This is a genomic window from Candidatus Ichthyocystis hellenicum, from assembly GCF_001460935.1.
In the GTDB taxonomy this organism is placed as follows: Bacteria; Pseudomonadota; Gammaproteobacteria; order Burkholderiales; family 2013Ark19i; genus Ichthyocystis; species Ichthyocystis hellenicum.
In genome coordinates, this window is record NZ_LN906597.1 from 1,693,723 (window position 1) to 1,719,633 (window position 25,911).

17 protein-coding genes are annotated in these 25,911 nt (G+C 30.5%); 1 reads left to right on the forward strand and 16 read right to left on the reverse strand.

The genetic code is table 11. The features are described from left to right. Positions 1 to 97: 97 nt before the first annotated feature. Complete coding sequence (locus tag Arg41_RS06505) at positions 98 to 1,309, reverse strand: hypothetical protein (RefSeq protein WP_092343560.1); 1,212 nt, start codon at positions 1,307 to 1,309, stop codon at positions 98 to 100. Between the two features lie 1,120 nt (positions 1,310 to 2,429). Beyond that, positions 2,430 to 3,419, reverse strand: coding sequence for a hypothetical protein (locus Arg41_RS06510; RefSeq protein ID WP_092343561.1), 990 nt, complete (start codon positions 3,417 to 3,419; stop codon positions 2,430 to 2,432). Positions 3,420 to 4,266: 847 nt separating this feature from the next. On the opposite strand from Arg41_RS06510, the gene Arg41_RS07975 reads away from it, so the two are divergent. After that, complete coding sequence (locus Arg41_RS07975) at positions 4,267 to 4,440, forward strand: hypothetical protein (RefSeq protein WP_157722308.1); 174 nt, start codon at positions 4,267 to 4,269, stop codon at positions 4,438 to 4,440. A 41-nt stretch (positions 4,441 to 4,481) separates the two neighbouring features. Here Arg41_RS07975 and Arg41_RS07980 read toward each other — a convergent pair whose 3' ends face one another. The 14 genes from Arg41_RS07980 to Arg41_RS06570 form a co-directional block, all read right to left on the reverse strand. Next, positions 4,482 to 4,628 carry a hypothetical protein gene (locus Arg41_RS07980; protein ID WP_157722309.1) on the reverse strand — a complete coding sequence of 49 codons (147 nt, stop codon included), beginning with the start codon at positions 4,626 to 4,628 and terminating at the stop codon, positions 4,482 to 4,484. Positions 4,629 to 4,677: 49 nt separating this feature from the next. After that, positions 4,678 to 5,688, reverse strand: a complete 1,011-nt coding sequence (locus Arg41_RS06515) for a hypothetical protein (protein WP_141663210.1) — start codon at positions 5,686 to 5,688, stop codon at positions 4,678 to 4,680. A gap of 98 nt (positions 5,689 to 5,786) precedes the next feature. Next, on the reverse strand, positions 5,787 to 6,830 hold the full coding sequence (locus Arg41_RS06520) for a hypothetical protein (RefSeq protein ID WP_092343563.1): 1,044 nt from the start codon (positions 6,828 to 6,830) through the stop codon (positions 5,787 to 5,789). A 790-nt stretch (positions 6,831 to 7,620) separates the two neighbouring features. Further along, positions 7,621 to 9,300 (reverse strand): hypothetical protein, encoded by a 1,680-nt coding sequence (locus Arg41_RS06525; RefSeq protein ID WP_092343564.1) that lies wholly within the window; start codon positions 9,298 to 9,300, stop codon positions 7,621 to 7,623. A gap of 595 nt (positions 9,301 to 9,895) precedes the next feature. Beyond that, positions 9,896 to 10,975 (reverse strand): hypothetical protein, encoded by a 1,080-nt coding sequence (locus Arg41_RS06530; RefSeq protein ID WP_092490616.1) that lies wholly within the window; start codon positions 10,973 to 10,975, stop codon positions 9,896 to 9,898. A gap of 807 nt (positions 10,976 to 11,782) precedes the next feature. Continuing rightward, entirely contained in the window at positions 11,783 to 11,938 is a 156-nt protein-coding gene (locus tag Arg41_RS07985) for a hypothetical protein (RefSeq protein WP_157722310.1), read from the reverse strand. 188 nt (positions 11,939 to 12,126) lie between these two features. Continuing rightward, positions 12,127 to 13,359 carry a hypothetical protein gene (locus Arg41_RS06535; protein WP_092343566.1) on the reverse strand — a complete coding sequence of 411 codons (1,233 nt, stop codon included), beginning with the start codon at positions 13,357 to 13,359 and terminating at the stop codon, positions 12,127 to 12,129. A gap of 538 nt (positions 13,360 to 13,897) precedes the next feature. Beyond that, a complete protein-coding gene (locus tag Arg41_RS06540) occupies positions 13,898 to 14,932 on the reverse strand; it encodes a hypothetical protein (protein ID WP_092343567.1) in 1,035 nt (344 codons plus the stop codon). A 764-nt stretch (positions 14,933 to 15,696) separates the two neighbouring features. Further along, on the reverse strand, positions 15,697 to 17,049 hold the full coding sequence (locus Arg41_RS06545) for a hypothetical protein (protein ID WP_092490617.1): 1,353 nt from the start codon (positions 17,047 to 17,049) through the stop codon (positions 15,697 to 15,699). Positions 17,050 to 17,662: 613 nt separating this feature from the next. Further along, complete coding sequence (locus tag Arg41_RS06550; RefSeq protein ID WP_141663211.1) at positions 17,663 to 18,796, reverse strand: hypothetical protein; 1,134 nt, start codon at positions 18,794 to 18,796, stop codon at positions 17,663 to 17,665. Positions 18,797 to 19,100: 304 nt separating this feature from the next. Beyond that, entirely contained in the window at positions 19,101 to 20,087 is a 987-nt protein-coding gene (locus Arg41_RS06555) for a hypothetical protein (protein ID WP_092343570.1), read from the reverse strand. Positions 20,088 to 20,604: 517 nt separating this feature from the next. Next, a complete protein-coding gene (locus Arg41_RS06560; protein ID WP_141663212.1) occupies positions 20,605 to 21,888 on the reverse strand; it encodes a hypothetical protein in 1,284 nt (427 codons plus the stop codon). Positions 21,889 to 22,764: 876 nt separating this feature from the next. Further along, positions 22,765 to 23,991, reverse strand: a complete 1,227-nt coding sequence (locus Arg41_RS06565) for a hypothetical protein (RefSeq protein ID WP_092343275.1) — start codon at positions 23,989 to 23,991, stop codon at positions 22,765 to 22,767. 647 nt (positions 23,992 to 24,638) lie between these two features. Beyond that, positions 24,639 to 25,850: a hypothetical protein gene (locus Arg41_RS06570; RefSeq protein WP_092490619.1), complete on the reverse strand. Its 1,212-nt coding sequence runs from the start codon at positions 25,848 to 25,850 to the stop codon at positions 24,639 to 24,641. Positions 25,851 to 25,911 lie beyond the last annotated feature (61 nt).

Consider the following 25,911-nt stretch of genomic DNA (forward strand, 5'->3'; position numbering starts at 1 on the left):
ATTTATATGCATTTATAAAATGCTCTCACAAATAATGATATTATCATAAAAAATTATACAGATATAAAAATATTCATAATTTAAATTTCTTCCTTGTTTAATCAGTAAAATTTAATAGAAACATCTCCATTTCTCTTATTTCATTATTCAATTTTCTTAATGATTTAGTAGCATTTTCTACAGAAACTGACAAAAATTTAGAATTATTACCTAATTTATTTTCAGAAATTTTTTTAACCAAATCATCTGCTCTTAATTTTTTTCTCGATATAAGGCTAAAGTACTTTTTTTTTAAAAATGAAGATACTTTTTTTATTTCGTTTCTACATAAATAAGGATCTCTTCTTTCAAACATCTCCTTCATATCTTCCAACGGAAAAAAATTACAAATTTTAATAGCAGAGAAAATAGTTTTTTCTAAACCACTAACGTAATTGATAAAATTTCTCAAACAAATTATAACGTTCAAGGATGACATAATTAACCTATCTCTTTCCTCAACCTTTTCCAGGTAGAGGGCATTCCTGTGTAAAAATGACTTCACCAATGATGAAATTGACCTATTTATCTGAAATAATGACGCCATAGATAAGCAATATAATATTTTACTTATTTTTCCACGAGATTCCTTTAAATTAGATATTGATACAAGCACTGCATAATCTATGAACCTTAATGATCTAGGAAGAATAACAGCGGCATTACACATACGCTTCTTTGCAGGACTACCACATTCAACAATACATATGGGAAAAAAACATAATGGGTCGTAATAATAAATTTCTTCCGACGATGGCAATAGCGGTAACATTAAATCTTTCTCAATACTAGGAGGATCAGGTAATGATAAAATATGGCTTTTCATATTTTGGTAATTTTTAATAATATCTGCACTGCTTTCAGTATAAATTACCTGATACATGGGATGAGAGCTCCAGTAAGCATCATATATATTAGATGGAAAAATTTCTGAGAAAATATCATTGGCATCTGCAACAATGCCATTTATTCTTTTACTCAAATCTGTCAACACTCTTATTTGTTGAGGATTATTAGAGAGAAAGTAATTATCGTCACAAAATTTAACCCAACTATCTGGAAACATCTCGCCACCACTAGCACTTTCAGAGATAGTTTCATACTTAGAAAAACTTACCATCTTACGCCTTACTAATATGGCAGCTTCAATAGTCTCAGCATATGAAAGTTGTCTTAAGTTGCTCATAGATTCTTTGCAATCAACACTGAATATAAATTTTATTGACAATTCAAACAAACTAGAAGGCATAAAGCAACCAGTTTCTAACATATGACCCACCACACTGATAATTAAAGATCGGAACAAACCGACATAAAAAATATGACGATATGAGTAGTCTATCAAAATATTAGACAATATCTCAATTAATTTCAGTCTCTATGATAATATATAAGTTAATCATCAATTAATTGATAATAGAATATAGTTTTTCTATAAAATATCTAAATAGGATATTATCAATTAAGAAATAATAAAGTAAAAAATAATTTTTGTTATATTAAAATAAATAATCAAGATAGATGTCATAACATAATCGTTGCGTAACATCAATGCTTATAATATACAAAAATAAGTACTACATTAATCCCCTTTCCCAATAAAAAATTAGTTTTTTAGGAAGTTATCAAACATCATTATATAAACTTTTATAAATAAATTACTAAGCATCACTTGAGAGTAAGTAGACATTTAAGAAAGAGGTAAATATGCACATCAATATTAATAAATTAAGAACAAGTTATTATGCAGTAAAATTTACATGGGCAAAAAAGAAAAAAATCAATGGCCAATGGCATTTAAATTGACTAAAAATATATATTATTTTCTGCAACAATAAAATTTTAGTACAAATTTATTTTATTTACAGCCATTATCCTCCGCTATAATTTACTGTTATTCATTTGTACTACTTAAGAGGTAAAATAATAGTTACTCTTAGAAAAAACATAGTGCATGTATACCGCAAGACCACAAAATGCAATAGAATTTTTTATTTATGCAATCACTTCTAATTTAATACTATTATATGCATGTTTTTGTAAACTATATTATATCACCCATCCTCGTAACCGTGTTAACACATAAAATTAATAAATACATATTCATTGCCATAAAATACCAAAGTGGCAAAGTGGTATATCAATTACTATCATTATTTTTTATATGTTGGATAAAGAATAAAGTATTCCATAATAAATATTAACAGTAAAAAATAAACTTCAATTAGTTAATAATAATTTCTTCTATGAGATTATATTAGTTGATGTGTTTTAATGCCAACTTCATAAACTGCATTGTATTATTGACGCATAACAGAGAAAATTTTGCCTTAGAGAGAAAACAAACATAAACACATTATTAACTTTATATAAGTCAATGATTAACATCATCATTTTTCATTAATTCTTTTTTTACGTAAGCCAACAACAAACTCTTCCATTTTTTCCAATTCAGAAGTCTCTTTTTTTAATAATTCTTCAAAATCATCACTTTCATTTTCATGATTAACAATATGTTCTATGTGAACTTTTTTAATTGATACAGCCTCAGCATATTTTAATTCCAGTAAGGATGATACCATGATAATATCGCCTTCATGCAAACTAGGATTATCCCTTTCGAACATTAACAATAACTCTTCCAGAGAAACAAAATTGCATATATTCATAACAGATAAAATAGCAGATCTTAGTTCACCGGTATCCCCTACCAATCCACCCGACTTGGTATTAAATCTAGGCAATCTCGGTAGAGGCATTCTAGACAGAGGACCTAATGCCATTGAACATCCTAATTTCAACGAGTGCTCCAATTGCAATAATAATGCCTCTACTAAATAAGATACAGATTTTCTAACATTAATACGTAACTCTTTAAAACTACAAATAAATGTAGTAATTCTAGATAGCAAAGAGGAAAATGATTGATAAACATCATCTCTATTAATATCATTATTTGACAATCTTAAATTATCCCTCAGAAACAAACAAACGCCAGAAGTAATATCTGAAATTTCACTAATTAAATCAAGTAATTTTTTATATTCAACCGAGTTATCACTCAGAACATAATTTTTCTCAAAAAAACAAACCCAACTTTCCGGAAAAGTACACATTGTATCAGCACTAGGATCATCTGCAGCTGGAACCAATTTACTATAGTATTCATCACTTCTACATGAAATGTTTCTAGAAACGTAAGTACGATCATGAACAGAAAAACCCTCACGTCCACGATCTAAAAAAGAATTAGCTTCATATAACTCATCTCTAGAAAGTCGAGCTAAGATGCTAACGGATTCCTTGCAACTAACGCCAAACGCGTACGAAACTGACTCTTCACGCAAATCATCAAACCAACAAACACTTGATGCAGCCATAAATTCCACCAATAGCAACAAAAATCATCCGCATATCAACTACAAAACCCGATGATACATAACCACCACAAACCATAAGTAAGTGATTAAAAAATAAACACACTAATTACAATTGTTTAACAATACCAAACGTCACAAATTAACATGGCACCACCAATATGAGCATCAACAAATATCTTTAATATTTTAATAATTAGTAGCTATTTTCATACAACATGACTTTATAACTTTACTAATCGATAATTTTTTAAATATAACCAAAAGAGAAAAGTAACTTAGATTACGTTAATCAATAAAATCGCACACACCATCTGTAAATACTCCAGTTACTGAAAGTGACATCATCCAAAACATATAACTAACGCTAAACCGACAACAAAGTTACCACAGCAATAATGGTAAATTAATGCCGAGATTAATAATTGTAAAGGAAAAACTTACTACAATCCTTCCAATAATTGAATAAGTTGCTTTTAGTCCAGCATATTTTATTCTGGATAATTTTCTTCAGAAAACTTACTCATAAAGACCTCCATTTCACTTATTCCATCTGTATCTCATATGATTTTCCTTAGTTACTTCGTTTAATTTTTTCAAGCACACATTCCAACATCAATCTCTTACCTGCAATAAGATATGTGCATTTCATTCTTAAGAATGAGGACAAGGTAGCAATTTCATTTCTACTATATAAATCCGCATTTACTAGCTAAAAATATGGTACCAGTTCTGATAATGTTTTTTTTATTTGTAGTAACGCCGCCATTAACAAATGGTATAAAGGCCTCTCAGTATCGCACTTTAACACTTTCAAACTAGGTATATATGGGCGATGGAGATACCATAAATGACATTAATTAAGTATACCCGTGGCTTGAAATGCACCTTAGCAGCTCATGTAACACCCAGCACCGCTCCCCGTATTATTAACAGGAAAAAAACAAAACGGACCGCAGCAAAAAAAACACCATCAAGTGATGTAGACGTTGGGAATCCTAAGTTTCCTGAAGATCTAAATTGATATTTAAGAAGTGAAACTTTATCTATTTTTTGTGATAAGGTTCAATAAGGACAATATCCATATTTCATTCGCCTAACAAGCACTACAAGCTCAAACGCTCCCCTTTGTGAATTTGAGTCAATTAAACCAATCGACTCCTTGCAATTAACACCAACACATCCTCGACAAACAGGTCCAGCAAAGTGCATGGAGGATTTACTCAATCAAATAACTCAAAGTAATAAGTAACCGCACATTTTATTTTTCGGGAAATTCTACTAAAAATTTCTCCATTTCAGCAATCTCACAATTCAACCTTTTCAATAAATTACTATAACTGCCCAAGGGAAGTAAGGTTCCCGAAGATTCACTTGATGTACCTTCTTTAATTAACTTAATTACTTCAATATAATGAGCCACCATCAATTTCTTTCTTTCTATGAGTACATGATATTTAGCCCTTAACAACGACGATACAACACTCACTTCACTTTTGCATGAATCATAACCTTTACTCTCAAAAATTTTCATCATATCTTCCAGAGAAACTAAATTGAAAACATCCATAATAGGCAAAATCCTTCTGACAATAATATCAATGTCCCTTCTCAAATCTTCCAAGTACTTTCTAGCAACGTAAAAGCCCGAACTCTCCACAAAAGGAACCAATCTACTATATAAATCTGATGCCCGTCCCCAATATGAAGGCAGCGACCCTACCATCGACAATGCTCCACTTACTAAATACTCAAATTGCATCAGCAACACCATTGACAAACAACGCAAAGCCCCACCCATATTTACTCTTGAATTAATTAAACTATCAATCAATGATCTGCATGCAATTAACATGAGGTTCAATGGTTCAGGTGAGGAACGATTACCAGAGACATTACCATAAATTCGAGGAATATCTTTTAAAAAATGAGAGGAATAACAAAATATTTCCTCCACCTTGCACAAAAAATCCAACTGTGCCCTAAGTTCGCCAGGATTCCTAGATAGACTAACGTTACGTTGAAGAAATGCAGGTAAACTATTACGTAAAGACGATGAGTCAACAACATCATCAACCAAAATAGGTTCATCAATAAGCTCATAAATAGAAAAACATGATCTCCTATGTTTAATAAGTAAAGCACCATAGATAATATCAGCTGGTCGAAGATGAGACAAAACACCTTCTGATACCCTGCGGGTAATACCAAAAATATGACCAAACGACAATGCCTGCAAACTACAAGGACCACTAGAATTAACACAAGCCATATAAACCCTCATCACACAAGGAGAAACTATCACATAAACAAAGACAGCACTCAAGCGTAAAATTTTCCGCACACATAAACCACTATAACCTCACAAATTTAAATTCCAATCCGTTTCTCTATAAAATCCTCCATTTCTTTTATTTCACGGTCCAATTTTTCTACATATTCATCAGCCTCATTACCAGAAAACTTACTAAGAATATGCGTAATTCTCAATTTTTTACTTTCTATAAGATTCTGATACTTTCTCCCTAAAAATGATGATGATATATTAATTTCACTTTGATAACGACCAGAACCTTCTTTCTCTAGCATTTCCATCATCTCTTCCAAAGGTATAAAATTTCCAACACTAAACACAGATGAAATAGCTTGACATAGCACACTAATCTCCTCAACTAAATAACTCAAGAAAACTGAAATTTTGTGCGATTTTACCGGAATTATCATCAGAGATAACCTAAGTATCATAGAGCAACCTAATGCTAAAGAGTGTTTAAATTGAAATAATAATGACTCTAGAAGACAGGATACGAATTTCCTTATCACTCCGCGCAATTTTTTCAAATCAGCAATAAAATCACTAATTCTAGACAGCACATACTGTGCCGATTCAGAAAAAGTACCATAATCAATACTGTCTGGAGATAACTTTGAATTATTCTCTAGTAACTTACGGGACTCATCGACAATATACCGAACATCGATCGTTAATTCTAGCAAGGATTTAAATCTTTCCGGGTTACTGGAGACATTATAGTTTCGCCCACGAAAATTGCTCTCACAAAAACAACTCCAGCTTTTTGGAAAAGGTAACACTGCACTAACATCAGGAGTAGCACTACCAGCGCCATTAGCATCACAAACATCTGAGCTAACAGCAGAATTGAACATATGATTTACTACAAAATAGTTCAACAAAACAGACTGGGAAGTATCATTTTCTGGATATACAGAATAACACTCATACATAGAAAAACAAAAACTCACACCATCACAATTTAAAATCAAAGAGGCATCACGAAGTTCATCCCGTGAAAGTTTACTTAAAACATTAAGGGAGTTTTCACAACCAATACCCAATATAGATACACATTCATCTGATCTTTCTGGCAACCTTAGTCCACACGATACACACATACAATTCACCATTAGATATTACCTGATCATAGGAAGAGCATATAAAAAAATACACGAAGATGGGATCAATGTAGCAATAAACTAACAAGTAATCAAACCATAATATCACTATATTGAAGTACGGAATAAAGTAGGAATCAAAGCAATAAATAAATTATTATAAAATTGTAAAGCAGAATAAAATACGATATGTGGCTTTCACTGTACATTAAGAGAAAAACCAAATTACACATCAGAAGTTTATTTTTATTTTACTAATTCACTACTGGTACACAGCAATAATAATACTTATAAATCATCAAAAATTCACACTATCACTATAATAGATAAATATATTTTAACTCATTTACTTATCAACCATGACTACAACCTCTAATTGCCAATCAGGTATAAATAATTGCATAAATTTATACTTCACCTTATAAAACATGCAATCAAAATCCATTACGCTTATGCTTTACGATATGAAAATTTAAAATCAAAAACATCTCTATCAAAAACTACCATGATACCTTCGCCACTACATCTTCAAAATGTACCAAATTGCACAACTCGATAACAGGAAAAAATTTTAGTAAGTATACGCTACTAATAAAACGACTCAATAAAATGAAACCAAACACTTTCACTGCGCAAAATGAAATTTAAAAACATAGTGAACATCGATTATAAAACCCCACAAGACAATCAACCACAAGCGCATAATACCAAATAAGTACGCGAACCAATCCCCCTTCCCTTGATTATTATTTTTTTACTACACGTGTACGGGAATCATTAAAAGTAAAACCTACTCCATCTGAGACATCTCTCCCGACTCCGATCTATCAATACTATCAGGAAAATCAACATCCATGTTGCCGTCCAATTTTATCAACAATTCGCTGGCACGCTGCACAAAAATCAGCTGCAACCCACTCACTCCATGTTCGCCACTTTCTTTAATATCTTTTATTAAATCAAACATTTTCAATCCTTTATCCGTTACAAGATCAAGTAATTTTTTACCCAAGATCAAAGAAATACTACTAATTTCTTTCTCGTATTCTGGTGATACACAATTTGCAATCATAGACATAGAATTAATAAATTTAGCTTCAAAAACTTTCATTACGTCTTCCAAAGATAAAAAATTACGCAATTCCATAACAGGTAAAAGATTACTTTCCAACAAACCAATGCTACTAATAAAACGCCTTATATACCCAATTGCCCTTAATGACACAATGTTATCCTTATCTCTACGGTCAATACGTTCCTCTTTATCATAATACTCCGATTTTCCAGTAGCCGAAGAAGCAGAAATGATAGACTCCACATTAGCTCTGTCGACAGACAATTCATTCATAGATTGCCATAAAAATGTATAAACATATCTTATGTACAATAAATAAACCTTAGCCAAGTGGTAAAAACTTTTTCTTAGGTATCCACCTTTACTAGATGCTTCCAAGAGAAACTCTGATTTGTTTAACAAAACTATTATTTTCGCTGCGGAACAAAGAGTTTCACCCACCATTTTAAGAAGTAAATTCTTACACATCCCTCCGTAATTATATGTATGTGGACAACAAACATCACCTCTATGCAAAATATAATCCTCGTTTAAAAAACACAGAGGATCACAGTTATAAAACTCTCTCGTTGAATTTAAAAAAGACAGTCTATAATCGGAATCAAAATTAAACTCTGGCATAACTGGTTGCCGTACTACAACATTCCCTTTTCCCAAATAACAAGGTTCCGGAAGAGAGAAAACAAAATGTTTTCCTCTGTTGTAACTTCCAATAAGATCATTACTACCATCACCATGAACCACCTGATACATAGGATGCGCATTCCACTTAGGAATCGGAAGCCATTTAGACTCAAAATAATCGCTCCAAACACGAGATTGAGTACACTCACTCCAATCTGTATCTCCAATACTAGAAGGGTCTATGCGTGAAGGAAAATTACTCGAAAAATAGCTATTCCTCTCAGAAATAACATCATCTAAAAAAACCTTCAACTGTATCAATGACTCAAGTTCTTTACAATTACCAAACTGCTTGTAGTTATCACAGCAAAAAATCTCATAACCAGAATTAAACATAGCATCTACACTATCATCTTTATTGATGCCTGATTTGTTATTACATCCCGATGTGTTAGTTATAAAATCATTAAAGGACACAAGATCATTAGCAGAAAGGTACCCAAGATGACGGTACAAATCCTCCTTACTTTTGCTATAAAATAAATTAACCGGCACTATATCACGAGATAACTCGTCACAATCAGCCGGTAGTTCACTGTAAACTTGATGATGACATAAGTTACTAACAAAATACGAGTCACTAAAGTTACCAATTGACTCCTTGTCCATAAAACAAAAAATAGAAGCCAACAAACTTTCTTTCTCAGGTGACGCTCCCGCACCTAACATCGATAAAGAATCTCCAGAACTAGAAGAACAGATATTATCCATAAATCACAATTACCGTTTCAAATTTACAAAAATCAACACGAAAACAAAACAGATAAGGCCCTATTAATTTAGCCATCAGCAGAGATAACTACAACTAAAATTAATAATGATATTTCTCACAATGACAATGATATGCAGCATGAAACTAAATTGCAATTGATTTTTTTTATACCATCGTAGTGCACAAATATTAATGAAGTACATTTTTTGCCGCTTAACATTTATCAAATGTCTATTTATTACAAACAATAATTTATATTTCGTGATAAATATGAAAATTGGCGTAATGTTACTAGGATAGGAAAAGTGGGCCTTATTTTACGTCACTAATAATTTCGTGCATGAAAAAATACCACCATTGTTGATTATCACATTAATGTAATGACAGATTAGGCAGATTAATCATTAACTTCAAATTATGACATAACACTCATCTACCAAATAGAATATGCCCGCCCAACTCCAAAAATTTTTTTCATAGTTTCAAAACACAGAGAAGATACAAATAAGAGCAATACATACCTCAACCATAGGTATAAAAATTACTAACCTTCATTTACGTATTATAACTTTGTTGTAATACGAACGACTTTCCTTAGTTGATTATTCCCTTTTTTCTATGTAAATCACTTATAAAATCTTCCATTCTTCTTATTTCATCCCTAAATTCTCTAATCTCTTCTTCTAATGATTGATCAACATTTTCGATAAATCCACCGACAAGACTTTCTAGTCTTGAGAGATTGAATGATATAAGTGCGTTATATTTTGGTTCTAGTAAAGATGACGCAATAATGATATCGTCTTTGTACAACTCCTTGTCTTTCTTTTCAAAGATTGATATGATCTCTTCCAATGGTACAAAATTGCAAACATTCATGACAGACAAAATGGTTGACCTTAGCTCCTTCGTATCATCAACCAGACTACCTGCTCGAGCTGTAAACCTGGGAAATTTTTCTGGAATCAAATTAGAATGGCGCCTCAACTCCATAACGCATCCTAATTTCAACGAGTGTTCCAATTGAGACAATAACGCCTTTACTAAGGAAGATATTGATATCCTGATATTTATATTCAAACTACTAAATTTAAAGTCAAACGCAGAAATTCTAGCCGATAAAGAACAAAAAGACCGAGAAACACCATCCTCATCTATAACAGACCATGTTACAGTAGAATTATGTTCCAAAAAACAGCAAGCATCATCAAGAATCACTTTGATCTCATTGATCAATTCCAAAAGACATCTAAATCCATCAGGATTACTACTGATCTGATAATTTTGTTCAAAAAAAACAACCCACCGTTGAGGAAAACAATCCACAGCAGCATCAACGCCAACATCAGCAACATCAGCAACATCAGCAACACCAGCAACACCAGCAACACTATCTACAACTCTTAACCCCCCTACCATCTCAGCACGAAGATTACCTAAATAATATGCTGGTTCATGAATAGAAAAACCCTCCATTCGGCGGTCCAAAAAGGAAACAGTCTCCAAAAAATCAGGATAAGAAAGTTGAGATAAAATATTGATAGAATTTTTGCAGCTAAACCCAAATACATACTCAACAGTTGCCCTAGCAGATTCCTCACCTAAATCACTCATCTCATCCTGAATGGAAACTGATCTAGAAATCATCGAGCCACAAAAACTAGCTCTATGCATAAAACATACCCCCTACTAACTATGTAAAGTTAGCCGAAACATAAACCGTGATATTCACCTAGCTGCGCAGTTAACCACATGATCCAGAAAAAACATATGAACTATATCATCAGCTCCAGGAAACACTAATCCAACAAACACTTCACAAAAATTACAAATAAAAAATATTTTAGTTGATTAAATTATTAATCAACTAATTAACTAAAATTAAACAATCAATAAGTATATTTTTATCTCATCAAAAATAAACTAATACCAACCTGATAAAATATAACTTACTTAGATTAATAGAATGTTTTTACACTACAAATCTAATTTATCAACAGTTTATATTTTACCAGCAAAATTAATTTATACTGCACCCAGAGCCAGATCATATTGAAAATATAATACCTTTACACCAATACAACACAAACATTATTATATGTTATTGATAAAATATAACCTTCTATTTTTTATAGCAAATAAAGTTAATAAAAAATTTTTATTCATGCCAAAACTGATATTTTTACAAATTCACTAAGACACTATCAACATGTTGTAAAGTTACCCTTATTAAATGATTATACGAATAAGATACCTTTCACATGGTTTGTCATAAAATTACAAATCTCACCTTAACTTTAGCAATAATTTACCTATGTTGACATTTATCCCTTTAAACTTTTATCAACTCAATAACTAGAAACATAAGAGAAGCAATTACTAATCAATCTCAGTCCAATACGCACCCATGATTTATACTTACCGTTTTTTTAATATATTTGTTATCATAGACCTTTTGTTAAACATGTACCCTAGGAGAATTTATATATAGATAACTGCTACCTCATATCCTGGCAAAATTAATGGATCCAAAACATTATCACCCATAGTTATATCTACCAGACCCCCAAAAGAAAAAACCACATGACAAAAATCATCCCCATTAATAGCACTGGACAACCGCAATATCTCATACAACTTATATCATCCAATAATTCAGTACTTATCCTATATGACATAAATATCTTAAACTAAACACATATTTTATGAATAATCCGCAATCATAAATAGATGCTAGAGAAATACCATCGCTTTAACCTAATAAGTATAAATTCATCAAAATATCAATCAGTAGAAAATTTTAGGTCAGATAATCTTTTACTTCTTCATTCGCACTTGATAGATAAATATCTTAGAAAAACTTCCATTTCTTCTATTTCTTCACTTAACTTCTCCAGTGATCTACCAACATTACCTACATAAACTTGGGTAAAGGATAGCTCATATAAATTATTCCTTTCTTCGTTTAAATTATTACTTTCTTCATTTTGCTCAATCTTTCTCAAAAAAAGTTCTATTTTCGATTTTTTGGTTTCTATAATATCCTGGCACTTAATCTTTATGATTGACACTAACATAACAATCTCATTCTTATATAAATCTGAATCAACCAACTCAAAAAGTCTCAACATATCTTCCAGTGGAACAAAATTACAATATTGCATAGCAGGAAAAATTACATCTTCTATTTTGCGCACATCATTTTTAATATTTCTTAAACAAGTTATAAGCTTCAATGATTCTATAATAGATTGCTTCCTTCCAATAAATCCTTCTTGACCAATACTATCTACCTCAGAGAATGTTTTTTCCATTTGCAATAACGCAATTATAGATAAATTATATAAATTCTTCCCAATACAATATCTTAGTTCCACTAAATTAGACATAATTTTTCGTGACGAAGAAATCATAAAAGACATAGATTCTCGTATCTCCCTGCCTGAAATACACCTGCTACCACTCCTAGGATTATGAACAGGAAAAAAACACAGAGGATCGTAGTAATAAAAAAGCTTCTCTTCCCCTGATGAACCTATTATAGGAAGGGCAAAACCATCTATATGGTCATCTGGATCTGAAAGCAACAGCAAATCATCTATTTTTTCATAGCAAATACCAGCCCCGTCTTTACTTTTGCTATTAACTAGCTGGTATACAGGATTTGATTTCCATACATCATCAGTAAATAATATTTCAGGGGGACTCGGAAACATGAACTTTAGATCCAAAAAAATTGCCTCCATAAGATATGTAACAGACGATACCATTGCAATTTCTTCAGAATTAACAAATAAATTAAAGTGCATGCTACAAAAATCATTCCACTCACTAGGAAAAATATCACCACCACTGCTACTTTCGGATATGCGTTCGTACTTAGAAAAACTAATGCTCTTACGCTTTACAATAGTAGCAGCTTCTAATACATCAGCGCATGAGAGTTGCATCAGGTGACCAATAGATTGTTCGCAGTCAACCCCAAAGATAGATTTCATTGACAATTCTATTAAAGAACAAGGATTGTAAAAGCAAGGAACAGAGACACTATCAATCATATAAGCGCAACAACATGGATTAACACAACAATACCATAACACTTGTAATTAATCTAAAATATGACAAATTTTATGGTATATTGCGTTTTGCTTTTACTCTTTATTTTTCACCTAATACAATAACAATAAACTATAAACGCAATGAACTCAAACTTTCATAAACTACTACTTATATTCTTATTCTTAAATTTATTTTACTATTTTCTAATCGCCGTCATTATATTTTATATAAAAACCAAATGTGGATATCATTGCTATGATACACAAAGTGCTAATAACAAATATATCAGTTGTGCATATATAAAATGTCAGCACAACAATAGTAACAATAATCATAAATGAAATATATTTTGCACTAATATTATAATACTACACTTATATGAAATTTTATTTTACATAATATTTATATATACGTATATTTTAAATAATTTGTCATCTTTTTACTATAAATTATTAATGCAATTGAGATATTAATTTTCCTATAAAAACAACGAAGATAAATTATGTAAATCAAGCATTCCATATAGATATTATTAATTCATTGTATTTTATACTTAATATGTAATCTAAAAGAAAGTTCTCTCACGTCACTTCTAAGTTTTATCAGCAACATATTCATGTCATATAAAGAAACTAATTTTTGCTCAAAATTACCTACATCTCCATCTTTGATTTTTTTCATCTTTTTAATAAGAACTTTGATTTTCCTCATCTTTTTAATAAGAAATTTAATCTCCAATTTCTTGCTCTCTATAATATATGGATATTTAGATCTTAATATAGATAATGTCAAATTAATTTCATTTTTGAACAAATCTGAGCCCTTCTTTTCAAGTATGTTCAAAGTTTCTTCCAGGGGAACAAAGTTACAAATGTGCGAAATAGACTTAATCAATGTTTCTACCAAACCTAAATCTCTCACAAAATTATCAAACCTAATTTCAGCTTGAGAAATTATCCCCTCATCCCCTCCCCTATCAAATTCTTCATTTTCTTCAAATATATTCAATAATCTTGTTATGGATAATGACTTTGCCAATGGCAAAAATGAATGTTCCAATTGTAATGACAATGCCCCTAACAAAAAACGTATAGATCTCCTCATTTTGACTGGTGATCTTTTTAAACTAGGAACAAGCGTATTGACCAAAAAAAGCATATAACCCATTGCTTCAGTAACACCCCATCCATCAGCAATAGCCAAAATTGCCGACTTATCTTTTCTAAAAAATAACGAACAAGAATATATTTTACTAACATTACACATAAAATTTGATAAATTTTCCATTTCTTTAGTGTTACCACATATATCTTTGTTACGCTGAAAAAATGTATTACAAGTACCATTTGCAAATGGACAAGTCATGCTCCTATATCCCAAAAAATTTTGACAAACAGGTTCATAAATAGAAAAACTTGACCTAGTACACCTTACAATTAAGGCAGCATCAATCATTTCAGGTAGTGTAAGTTGCATTAAAAAACTAATAGATTTTTCGCTAGTAAAACCAAAAATTGATCTCAGTGATATCTCAAGCAGAGTATTAGGAGCGAAGAAACTAACTTTATGCACACAAAATCCTTACATGGCACCGTTAATAACCATCAATTAAAGTTAAACAATTAAACGAGTATATATTCCTAATTTCTTAAACATTTCCCCAAAAGACGTGAACCACAACATGAAACTGTACCACAGAGTACATGATATCTGCGGTTTTATGATTTCTTATAAAGTAGTAATGTCATCCTATTTCAAAAATAAAGATACTAACTTTTAAATACTAATACATTGATTTACTACAATAAGTTACTACAATACTTTTTCAAAAATACATCTCGACGCGCCACAACCTGACACAAGTAAACAAAAATAATAATATAAAATTCAATGATGTTGAATTTTATTTAATTTTTTAAAAAAATTAGTCCCACACTCATACTAATTATCAGTTGCCTTAACATAATTTCTTAAGTAAAAAATTAGATAGAAAAATAGCTTATATACCCTCACCCCCTTTTTTACCAATTTAATTAATAAGCATAAATAGTTACGCATCTATAATCATAGGAAAGCAAACATAAATACACCTTATACAATGTACTATAATAGTTAACAAAAATCATAGATACAATGCGCTGCATCTAAATACAATTTAGTTATAACTATGAAAAAAGATATTAGATTGAAATTTATATGATCAGAACAGGATACGCCTCAATAGCTTTATTTATATGCATCTAACACATAAAATGGTTACAACGAGCTTTATCTTAATCAACGTAATTGTTCTAGCCGTAAAATATTATTTAGAGTGCCCCTATGTTTATTTATGATCATTTTGTCTTAAACATACTACTTATGACACTACTAATTATTTTAATACGAGATAATCTTTGGGACAAATCTACTTTGGGCAAATTTTCTAGAGAAGATTCAATTTTTTCTATCTCACACATTAGATCTTTTACTGATTTAATAATAGATTTTGCAAAAAATGATATTAGATCATTTTTATCCAGATCATCTTTGGTAGTTGTAAGAAAAGATTCCATTTCCTCATTACTTACATTAAGCTTCCCAATAAAATAATCGATTTTCATTCTTTTTTTAATTACAAGATCAGAATAATTTTCTCTTAAAAATGAAGATATATTTACAATCTCTGTTTTATATATTAGCCTATATTTTTCCTCCAAACGCGGGTTTGAAACCAACTGTTCAAACGCTACCATAATATCCTCTAAAGATACAAAATTACTGTAATCTAGGAATAGCATAACAATTTCCTTTAATGAAAAAACAAATCTTATGTAATTTCTCAAGCAAACTATTATACTGATAGATATTACGGCTAACTGCTTAGGACAGACGGTAGGACAATTAATATCAACACTTTTCCTGATAGTTATAAGATTTATTAGGGTCCCATTATAATGCTTAATTTGCAGTAAAAGCGCCTTAGGTAAGTAATATAGCATCCCTTCTATCGATAAGTACTCCTCCAAAGAAGTTATTGATGAAACTATACTTCCAATAAAGCTGTAGGCCCTATCCAATAGTGTATAAATAAAATTTTCATATCTAGGATTAGAACTTAGGTGTAAAAAATACAGTGGATCACGATAGTATAAAATATCTTCCTGGAGAGATGACTCCGTATCCACAAACTGAGGCAACATTGGAAGCGTAGAAATTTGATCTTTTTTTGCCCTATAGGCACTCATAACATCTTCTGTTTTTTCAGTATGAACAACTTGGTAGATTGGATGAGCACTATAGATACAATCATCCTTTTTGCTAAATGGTATATTTTTTAAAAAAGGGAAATCTTTAAGAAAAATATCATTAAATTCATTAATAAGTTTATCAACTTTTTTACGAAACAAAATCACTTCTCTGAATTTTAGTAAATTACAGCCGTTAAAAGATTCATAGTTACTACAGAAAAATTCATCATAATCTACACAGCTTACAATTCCGCAATTACTTTCGAAGTTACATTCATATTGGGTATGATATTGGGGCGCTATTTTCCTATTTACAATTATTGCAGCATTAATAGCATCCTTCTGGGGAATTTGAATTAAGTAAGCAATGGATTCTTTGCATCCAGAACCGAAAACTGCCCCCAATGATATCTCAACCAAAGTATGAGGATTGAAAAAAAATCTCTCACCATTTAACACTGACACATCCTTCGCACGTTATACGTGTTACTTATTTGCTTTTAATGTCAAAAATTTACTAAATTCATTTTATCTTCAAGATAGATCTGCGTACTAGCAATCGTAATTTATGGAGCATGAAAAATATCTGCAATAATAAAAAAATAATATTTGTGAAATATTTGTTAATTACATAATAAATGTGCAGAACGCAACATTAATTGCTTATAAACCAAATTCATATATAACAGTAACGATAATTATTATGTTACAAAAAAAAATAAAACCACTTTATCTCATTTAAGCTCAAATTAATACCGATTAATTAAGGTATAATTACCGTAAAGTTACGCATATTCATTAACTAAAACCACCGAGACCAACACATCGTAATATGTTACTATTTACAGATCAATTTACACAAGCAATAGATTATTTATCTACAATTAAAACAAAATATCAAAATAGCACCATATATACAATTACACCAAGGAAAGATGAACACAAAGAAATTGGGACTCAAACAAAAAACTGAATTGTAAATTCAATCATATGCTCAATGTTAAGCAAAATCCTTAAGCAATTAAATATTTACATTAATACATAAACAGAAATAAAGTTTCCTGAGTAACTATTATTTTTTAATTATACTACCAACAAGACAATTATTATGTCTCCTCATAAATTTTCTAAGAAATAATTTCATTTCAAATATTTCATTATCCAATTTTTTTACCAATTCAATTGTACTTCTTACAAATATTAATGTCTTATCATCTTTATATAAGCTATCACTAATGCCCATATTAACTTTTTCAAGTAGTCTTTTAATTATAACTCTCCTATTAGAAAATTTTTTATGACATTGAATTTTTAGGAACGAATATATCTTATTTAACGTATCCTTATCTCTTAGATCAATTTTTTTTAGAAGAAATTTAATTCTCATTCTTTTATTTATTATAATTGCAGAGTACTTTGATTTCAGAAATGAATATATATTTCTAATTTCCAGTTCATATGTTGACCTATACCTCTCTAAGCGTGAATCCAAAATTTTACTTTCAAATATTTTCATCAAATCTTCCAAAAACACAAAATTACAACACTCTATTAAAGGAATAACTATTTCCTTTAGTGAAAGAGAGCACCTCATGTAATTTTTTAGGCACTCACGGACACTACATCCTTTCATCGTATTTTTCCTAAGCACAAGCAATTTATTTAATAATGAGTTGTAGTAATTTATCTGTATAAGCAACGCATTAATCAATGAATATAAATCTAATCCAATTTGATCTAACAACTTCAATAACAAACGTGATAACTCAAATATCATTATTCTTAACATAAAATTATCACTACGAATTTGTTGATAAATTGGAAAGTAAGAACAGAAATGATTATGCTCACTAAGAGGAAAGTACTTTAAAAAACAATCATTAGTTAGAACAATAATTCCATCTATACTTCTCTTCAACGAAATTACCGCCTTTACTTTTTCAGAATTACTTAAGTCATCACAGTTATTAAAACAAAATTCATCATAATTTTTATGACATTGAATATCAACATTACTTTCAAAAACAGACTCATATTTAGTACGATAACAACCTATACTTTTGCTCTTTATAATTATTGCAAATTCAATAGCTTTCTTAGGAGAAATTTGAGATAAACACTCAACAGATTTTTTACAACTGACACCAAAAACAGACATCAACGACATCTCTAGAAGAGTGTAAGGGAAAGCCATCTCAACTCTCAAAACACCACAACTCCTATTAATATAATTAAATAACAAACAGACAACTAAACAAATCCAAGACCTATAAAAATAAAATATTAACTCACATAAAAAACCAAAACAACAATATCTGTACTACGATAGCTCTAAAACAAGAACATCCCTAAATATTCCTTCAAAACACGCAAACACCTTTTTAACTTTGTGTAATCCTAATGAAACTTACAGGAACCAAACTATTATATACTCACAGGAAAATGCCTCCGTAAAAAACAACTAACGTAAAGTTCATATCTTAAACTAGTCTGCCATTTTGTGTATAATTTTATCTAGAGTTTATAACCTTTTCAGTAAAACTATCCATAAATGACTCCATCATCTGTATTTCATTACTCAATTTATCGACCGATTTACCAATACCATCACTACCGGCAGAAACTGAAGAACCACAAGCCCCATCCGCTATCATCTCATTACGTATGCTAACTTTTTTTAGGATGTGTCTCAACATGATATTTTTACTATGTATAACGCCTGGGTATTTTATCCTCAAGAAGGATGAAGCCACATCAATATCATTTTTATACATATCTGAATCCACACGTTCAAATATTTCTATAATTTCTTCCAGATAAACAAAATTACAAACATGTATAACAGGAAAAATGGTACCCCTAAGAGTCTTTACCTCCTTTACAAAATTATGCAAGCTAGAAATGAACTCCGAATTAGCTTGAGCAACATTACGATCATCTACTGATAGTCTCGTTAGCAACGAATTCCTCAGTACAGACAGAAATGAATGCTTCATCTGCAAGAAAGATGCTTTAGCCAAGCAACGCAATAACTTGCTCACTCCACAATGATTTTTCAGACCATCCATAAATGAGCTTATAGCAATAGATATAAGCATCATATATTCATGCACTTTATGTCCACCAGCAATACCCAATATTTTTGTCATATCTTCTCTTATGATCATATCAGTATACATATTAATTCTATCTATCTTACTCATTAACCCTAGGACAGTCTTAAGACCATCACTATTATTGAACAGATTAGCATTGTCACAACAAAAAATAACCCAATTATCTGGGAAGGGACAAATAAGATTCTCCGAAATAGGTCTATAAATAGGCTCGTATAAAGAAAAACTAGACCCCTTACGACCTACAAGCAAAGCGGCTTCAAAAATCTCATTGTGCGACAATTGCATCAGGAAACCAACGGACTCTTTACAACTAATACCGAAAATAAACCTTAAAGACAATTCCGACAAAGAACAGGGATTATAGTGAGTAGGATTCATGACCTTCTGTTATAACATAATAATTAGGATTAATTTTATTACACTACGACTATAGTACGCGTAATTTTACAACTATAGTACGCGTAATTTATTTTTAATTAACTGAAAATACTTTAAAGTGAAAGCAAGGATCAGTTTTATCAATCTTCAATTATATGCGTAGAAATTATTGTGAACAACAAAATATACTTCTAATAATGCTTAGAAGTAGGCAATGGAGATCATAATTTATCCACCTTTATACTTTAAAGAAAAAATATTACTCATTTATTTCCAATTATATTATTTATTTTTAATTAATACATTATTACTTTGACTAAATAATTTTTTATTTTTTCACAAAACGTTCAGCAAAAAAATATTAAAGCAACTATATTTACCACAACCATATTATATTTAGATCAATTTAATTTTCATATACTTCGATTATTAAACACCGTCAAATACCAATTTCATCACACGACAAAAACGATAAAACCATGGTATACCACTAGCACACTAGAGTTAATATACTATTTTACAAGCAACCTTGCTTTTTTACTCGTGATTTTTTTATTCGTGGTTTGTTTTCAGATAAACTTATCATCATCGTCTCCAGTTCTCTTATTTCATTTCTAATTTTCTCTACTGATTGATTAATACATTTAACAAAAACTGGTTGAAAACTTGAGCTATGCAAACCTACTTTATTATTTGGATTAATTTTTCTTAGCAATTTTTTCATTCTCAATTTTTTCTTTGATATAAGACTTTCATATTTTTTTATTAAAAAAGAAGATATTACGTTTACCTCCATCCTAAACTCCGACCTACTTATTTTATAAACCACATCATTAGCTGTTGAAAAATTACGTTTTAATACTCTACTTACATCCTCCAATGGTACAAAGTTGAAAAATTCCATAATATTTATTATCTCTTTTATATTAAATACTGATTCCATAAAATTTCTGAAACAAGTTAAAACATCTAACGATAAATTTTCTTTTTCAAAACTCATCTTATGCTTGTCATAATTACTTCTATTTTCAGCTGCCGTTTCTAACAATGATGCAGCATGTTTTGCTTGCGAGCATGATGAAACTATCAAGCAATATAATTTTTTCCTTATACAGTGACATGATTTTTCTAGAATATCCATCGACTCATTTAGATTTTTAATAACTTTTAAAGATGCACTTACAATTTCAGTTAATAAAGAAGAAGCATTGAAACTATAAATATGTCCAGAAGAAAATAAGTCAAAAAATTGAAGTGGATCAAGATAAGTTTTATCTATTTCTATGTCATAAGGAATCAAATCAGGAAGGAAAAAATTTCTATCTTTTCTATTGTAGTAATCACCAATAAGATCGCTAATATCATCAGAATAAATCAATTTATAAATAGGATTTATTCTTTCGTTATGATCTCTTTCATGAACTTTTTGGGAAATTACAGAGTATCTATCATGCACATTAATTAGAATTTTTACAGATTCCTTCCATCTATTCAATGCTTCAAATTCCATAAAATTACATGATGGAGAATATAGAGAATAATCATTGTAAAGAGAAAATTCACTGCTATTCTCAAAAAATTCTATGTGTTCTCTCCTATTGTTAAAAGATTCAATTACAGACTCATATTTAGTGCGGTAATTAGCTGCCATTCTATTACTTACAATTATCGCAGCCTCAATAGCTTCCCTGGGGGACAACTGCATCAAATTATCAATGGAACCTTCACAATCAACGCCCAGAACTGCCTTCATCGACAACTCTACTAAAGAACAGGGATTACGGTAGTTAATTATTTTCATGTTGATAACTATGATAATAGTCAAGCACAACACTAACAGTGCATACACCGCAAGATTAGCTTGTTATTAAAGGAAAACAGATAGAATAGCAGTATAACGATTCGTTTTAATTATGCACAAAATAAAGGCCACAGATGACATGATATTATTCTTGGATTTAATTTGCAAGTAAATTTATCAATAAAAAACAATAATATCATTGATGACTTTTAAAATTTAAAACATAAGACACTAAAATCGTGCCAACACATACAACGGTGTCTACATAGTAGAAAAAATAACAAACTGATCTTTTTTCTATAAATCAAAATAAAACATAGCACATCGATTATGTATCATATTATTCGCTCATAGTAAGATTAAATCCACCCAAGCTATTAAGATCTCCAATAAAAACCTAAATCCTTGTAATTAATGTAACTACCTCAATTACTTTCACTAAAATTTAGATTGATTATATAAAATTCAACAAGAGATTCAATTATACTAACACTGAAAAATTAGAGGATATTTTAATATAATTTCCCAAAACTATAATAAGTTGCACCTCAAACTTAACTAACAATCACCACTGTGATCACTGTTTAAAAAATTATATATGTAATCAAAATATATCTTAAGATACATCACTTACTTAAATATATTAGTTCCTAAAAAATCATAACCCCAAAATATAAAAACAAAGTAGAACTATAAATTCAATATACAAATACGATTTACCATAAAATCATCAACGAGAATGACAAATATTAGGAAATTAAACTCAGATAGCGTATGATAATTAATTTGCAAATGCGATGATAAAACTCATGTTTAGCACGAGATAAACACTGCAATATAAGATAAACATCCTCTACCAATACCCACCTTTGTTTATTATTGTAATAATGTCTCACTATTAGATACACTATCAAGAAAAACTTCCATTTCTTTTATTTCATTATTCAACTTCTCTACTGATTTATAAATATTATCTATATGTTCATGAGTGAGACACATACATCCCGAATCACTCACCTCACTACGTCTAACTTTATCTAGCATAGATCTTACCATAACTCTTCTTTTTTCTATAAGTTGGGGATATTTAGTTTTTAAGAAAGCAGAAACAACGACGAGCTCACACTTAATTTCCTCCTCACGCTCGGAAATTGATTTAAACATCGACATCATATCCTCCAAAGGCACAAAATTACAATTCTTGATAGCGAGTAAAATAGTCCTTTCTACCTTGCATACATCCTTCTTTATACTTCTCAAGCAAGTTATAAGATTTAATGATTCAATTATAGACAATCTTCTTTCTATACCCACTCCCCGTCTTCCAACAAGCTCGTACCTCACTTCATCAGCCTTCAATAAAGTCTTTTCAATTTGCAACAACGCTGCCATTAATACATGATACAAAATTTTACTGATATTGTCCTTTGATTCACTTAAATCATATACAACCACGCTAACATCAAAAAGCATAGAAAAAATTGATTTGTATATCTCCAGAGCTGATGAGCACCTACCACCATTTATGTGATTATGAACAGGAAAAAAACACATAGGATCATAATAACAAAAAACATCTGCTGACGAATTTAAAGATGGAAGAATCAAGCCATCTGCAGCGTTAGATGGTTCCATAAGCGCCAAAACTGTACCCTCTGTAGCATAATAAGCTTTAACAATATCAGAACCAATTTTGTTATTAACAATTTGGTATATAAGATTATACTTCCATAAACAATCTATCGTATCAAGATCAAACTTTTCTGGAAACATACGACCGACAATACCAATAACCTTCTCCATAACAACAGTGAAAGAAGATATCAACCTAAGATCATTTGGATTGCCTAATAACCAACGATGATCATCGCAAAATTTGTCCCACCTTTCTGGAAACATCTCCCTACCACTACTACTCTCTAAAATAGGTTCGTATTTAGAAAAACTAACCCCCTCACGTCGCATAAGCGTCGCAAACTCAAAGGCTTCGGTATGTGAAAGTTGCATCAAGTGGCCTAAAGATTCCTTACAGTCGACACCAAATACAGACTTCATGGACAGCTCTAGTAGAGTACAATTGCCACGAGAATTAATTGACGACATAAAAAAATGACGAAATAATAAACCGTGACAATTGTAACATCTTTAACAATTTATTCATTACACAATAATTCATGTTTATTGGAGTCATCATTGCTAATACCAAAATTTGTAAGTTTGGAGAAATTTATATAAATTATAAATATTTGGTAAAAAAGATCCTTGCAAAAGTGAAACCGGCAAGTAAAAATTTAAGTTAAAAACTAAATATCCTAACTTTATAGCAATCAGAAGATTAAAAATAGAAAAATAGCTTTGATATATGAATAAAATGATCCGTCTGCCCCCATCTAAATAAGTAAATATTACAGGGATAGTTGATCTAAATGCTGATGTAGCACCAAATGTATCATGGATATTAAAACCTATATTTTTAGGAGAGCACGATCCATATAGTGATTATTAACCTATCTGCTGTATATAATATGGAAGTCACAATTAAGTTTGTAGATATAAATTTAACAGACAAACAAATTTTCTATAAATACCAGATCAATTGAACAAAGCAGTATAAGATATATAAAGTTAAATAATATGGCTCTACCTCGTTAATATAAAAAAACGTGTAAAAATAATTTACTCACCCCCCTTACAGATATAGTTTTTTAGGAGCCCCCATATACTTACTCTACTTACTTTAGATCTGAATACTACACACTACTCTCCTCATAGGAAAAAACCCCTAGAAAAGACTCCATCCCATGTATTTCACCCTTTAATTTTTCAACTGACCTATAAGCCCTATCTATATAATTCTCTGTGAGATACATTCCACCCAATTCACCTTTATTATTTCGTTCAATTTTTTCTAGTAATTTTTCTATTTTTAACCTTCTAATTGCTATAAGTTTAGTATATTTAATTCTTAAATGAAATTTAACCATACTAATTTCACTTGCACATGAACCCCTTTCCTCAAACATTTCCATCAATTCCTCCAAACTTACAAAGTTTCCAATAGACACAAGTTTTAGAATAGTTTGTCTGAGAGTCGTGAAGTTCATTAATAAACTGGCCAAAGAAAGTCCAACCATAAATTCTCTCTCTCCCTCCACTAACTTTGGTATTAGCAATGATGATTCTAATGGAAACGAACCTTTTAATTGCAATAACAATGCTGCTATTGAATAATATACTGATTTCCTAATTTTTACCTTCAATGTTGAGAAATAATAAACCAACATGCCAATTTTCATCCATATAAATATCAGTGGTGTAGGAATAATACCCTGACCAATCTCATTAAAAATTTTCACTCTATTTTTAATAATACGTTCTATTCCAGAAACAACTTCATTAACATCAACAATAAATCCTAATAAAGACCTAAACGATTGAGGATCACTGGAACTAGCATAGCTACTTTCACAAAAATATCCCCAGTCGTCTGGAAAATAAAATGCACGATTAATATTATCTCCAGATAAATACTGACAACCATCACGGATCAACAAAGGTAGGCGATCATTACAGCGGAGGCTAACAGCACCTGGAATACAATCAGGATTAGACGACATATGAAACGGATAGCCATAAAAAGGTAGACAATTACTACCACATTCCATATAACCACGGCTAACACATTCCCATAAACATCGATAAGCAGGACTTTCCGATAAAGACTGATAAACAGGTTTCATAGGATCCGGTTCATGCATAGAAACACATTCATACTTAGAAAAACTAATGCTTCTTCCTCCTGCAACATTCATCAGAAAAGATGCTTCACAAATCTCCTCTCTAGAAAGTTGCTTCAAAAGGCTAATGGGCTCTCGGTAAGTAACCCCAAAAATAGAAGAAATTTCTTTATCTGTAAAAAGAGAAGGATTGCAATTACAATGATTAATTTCCTGTACAAACATAAATATATTCAACCAGTAGTAATAAGTATCTATGAAATAATAGTAAATGGTATCAAAAACA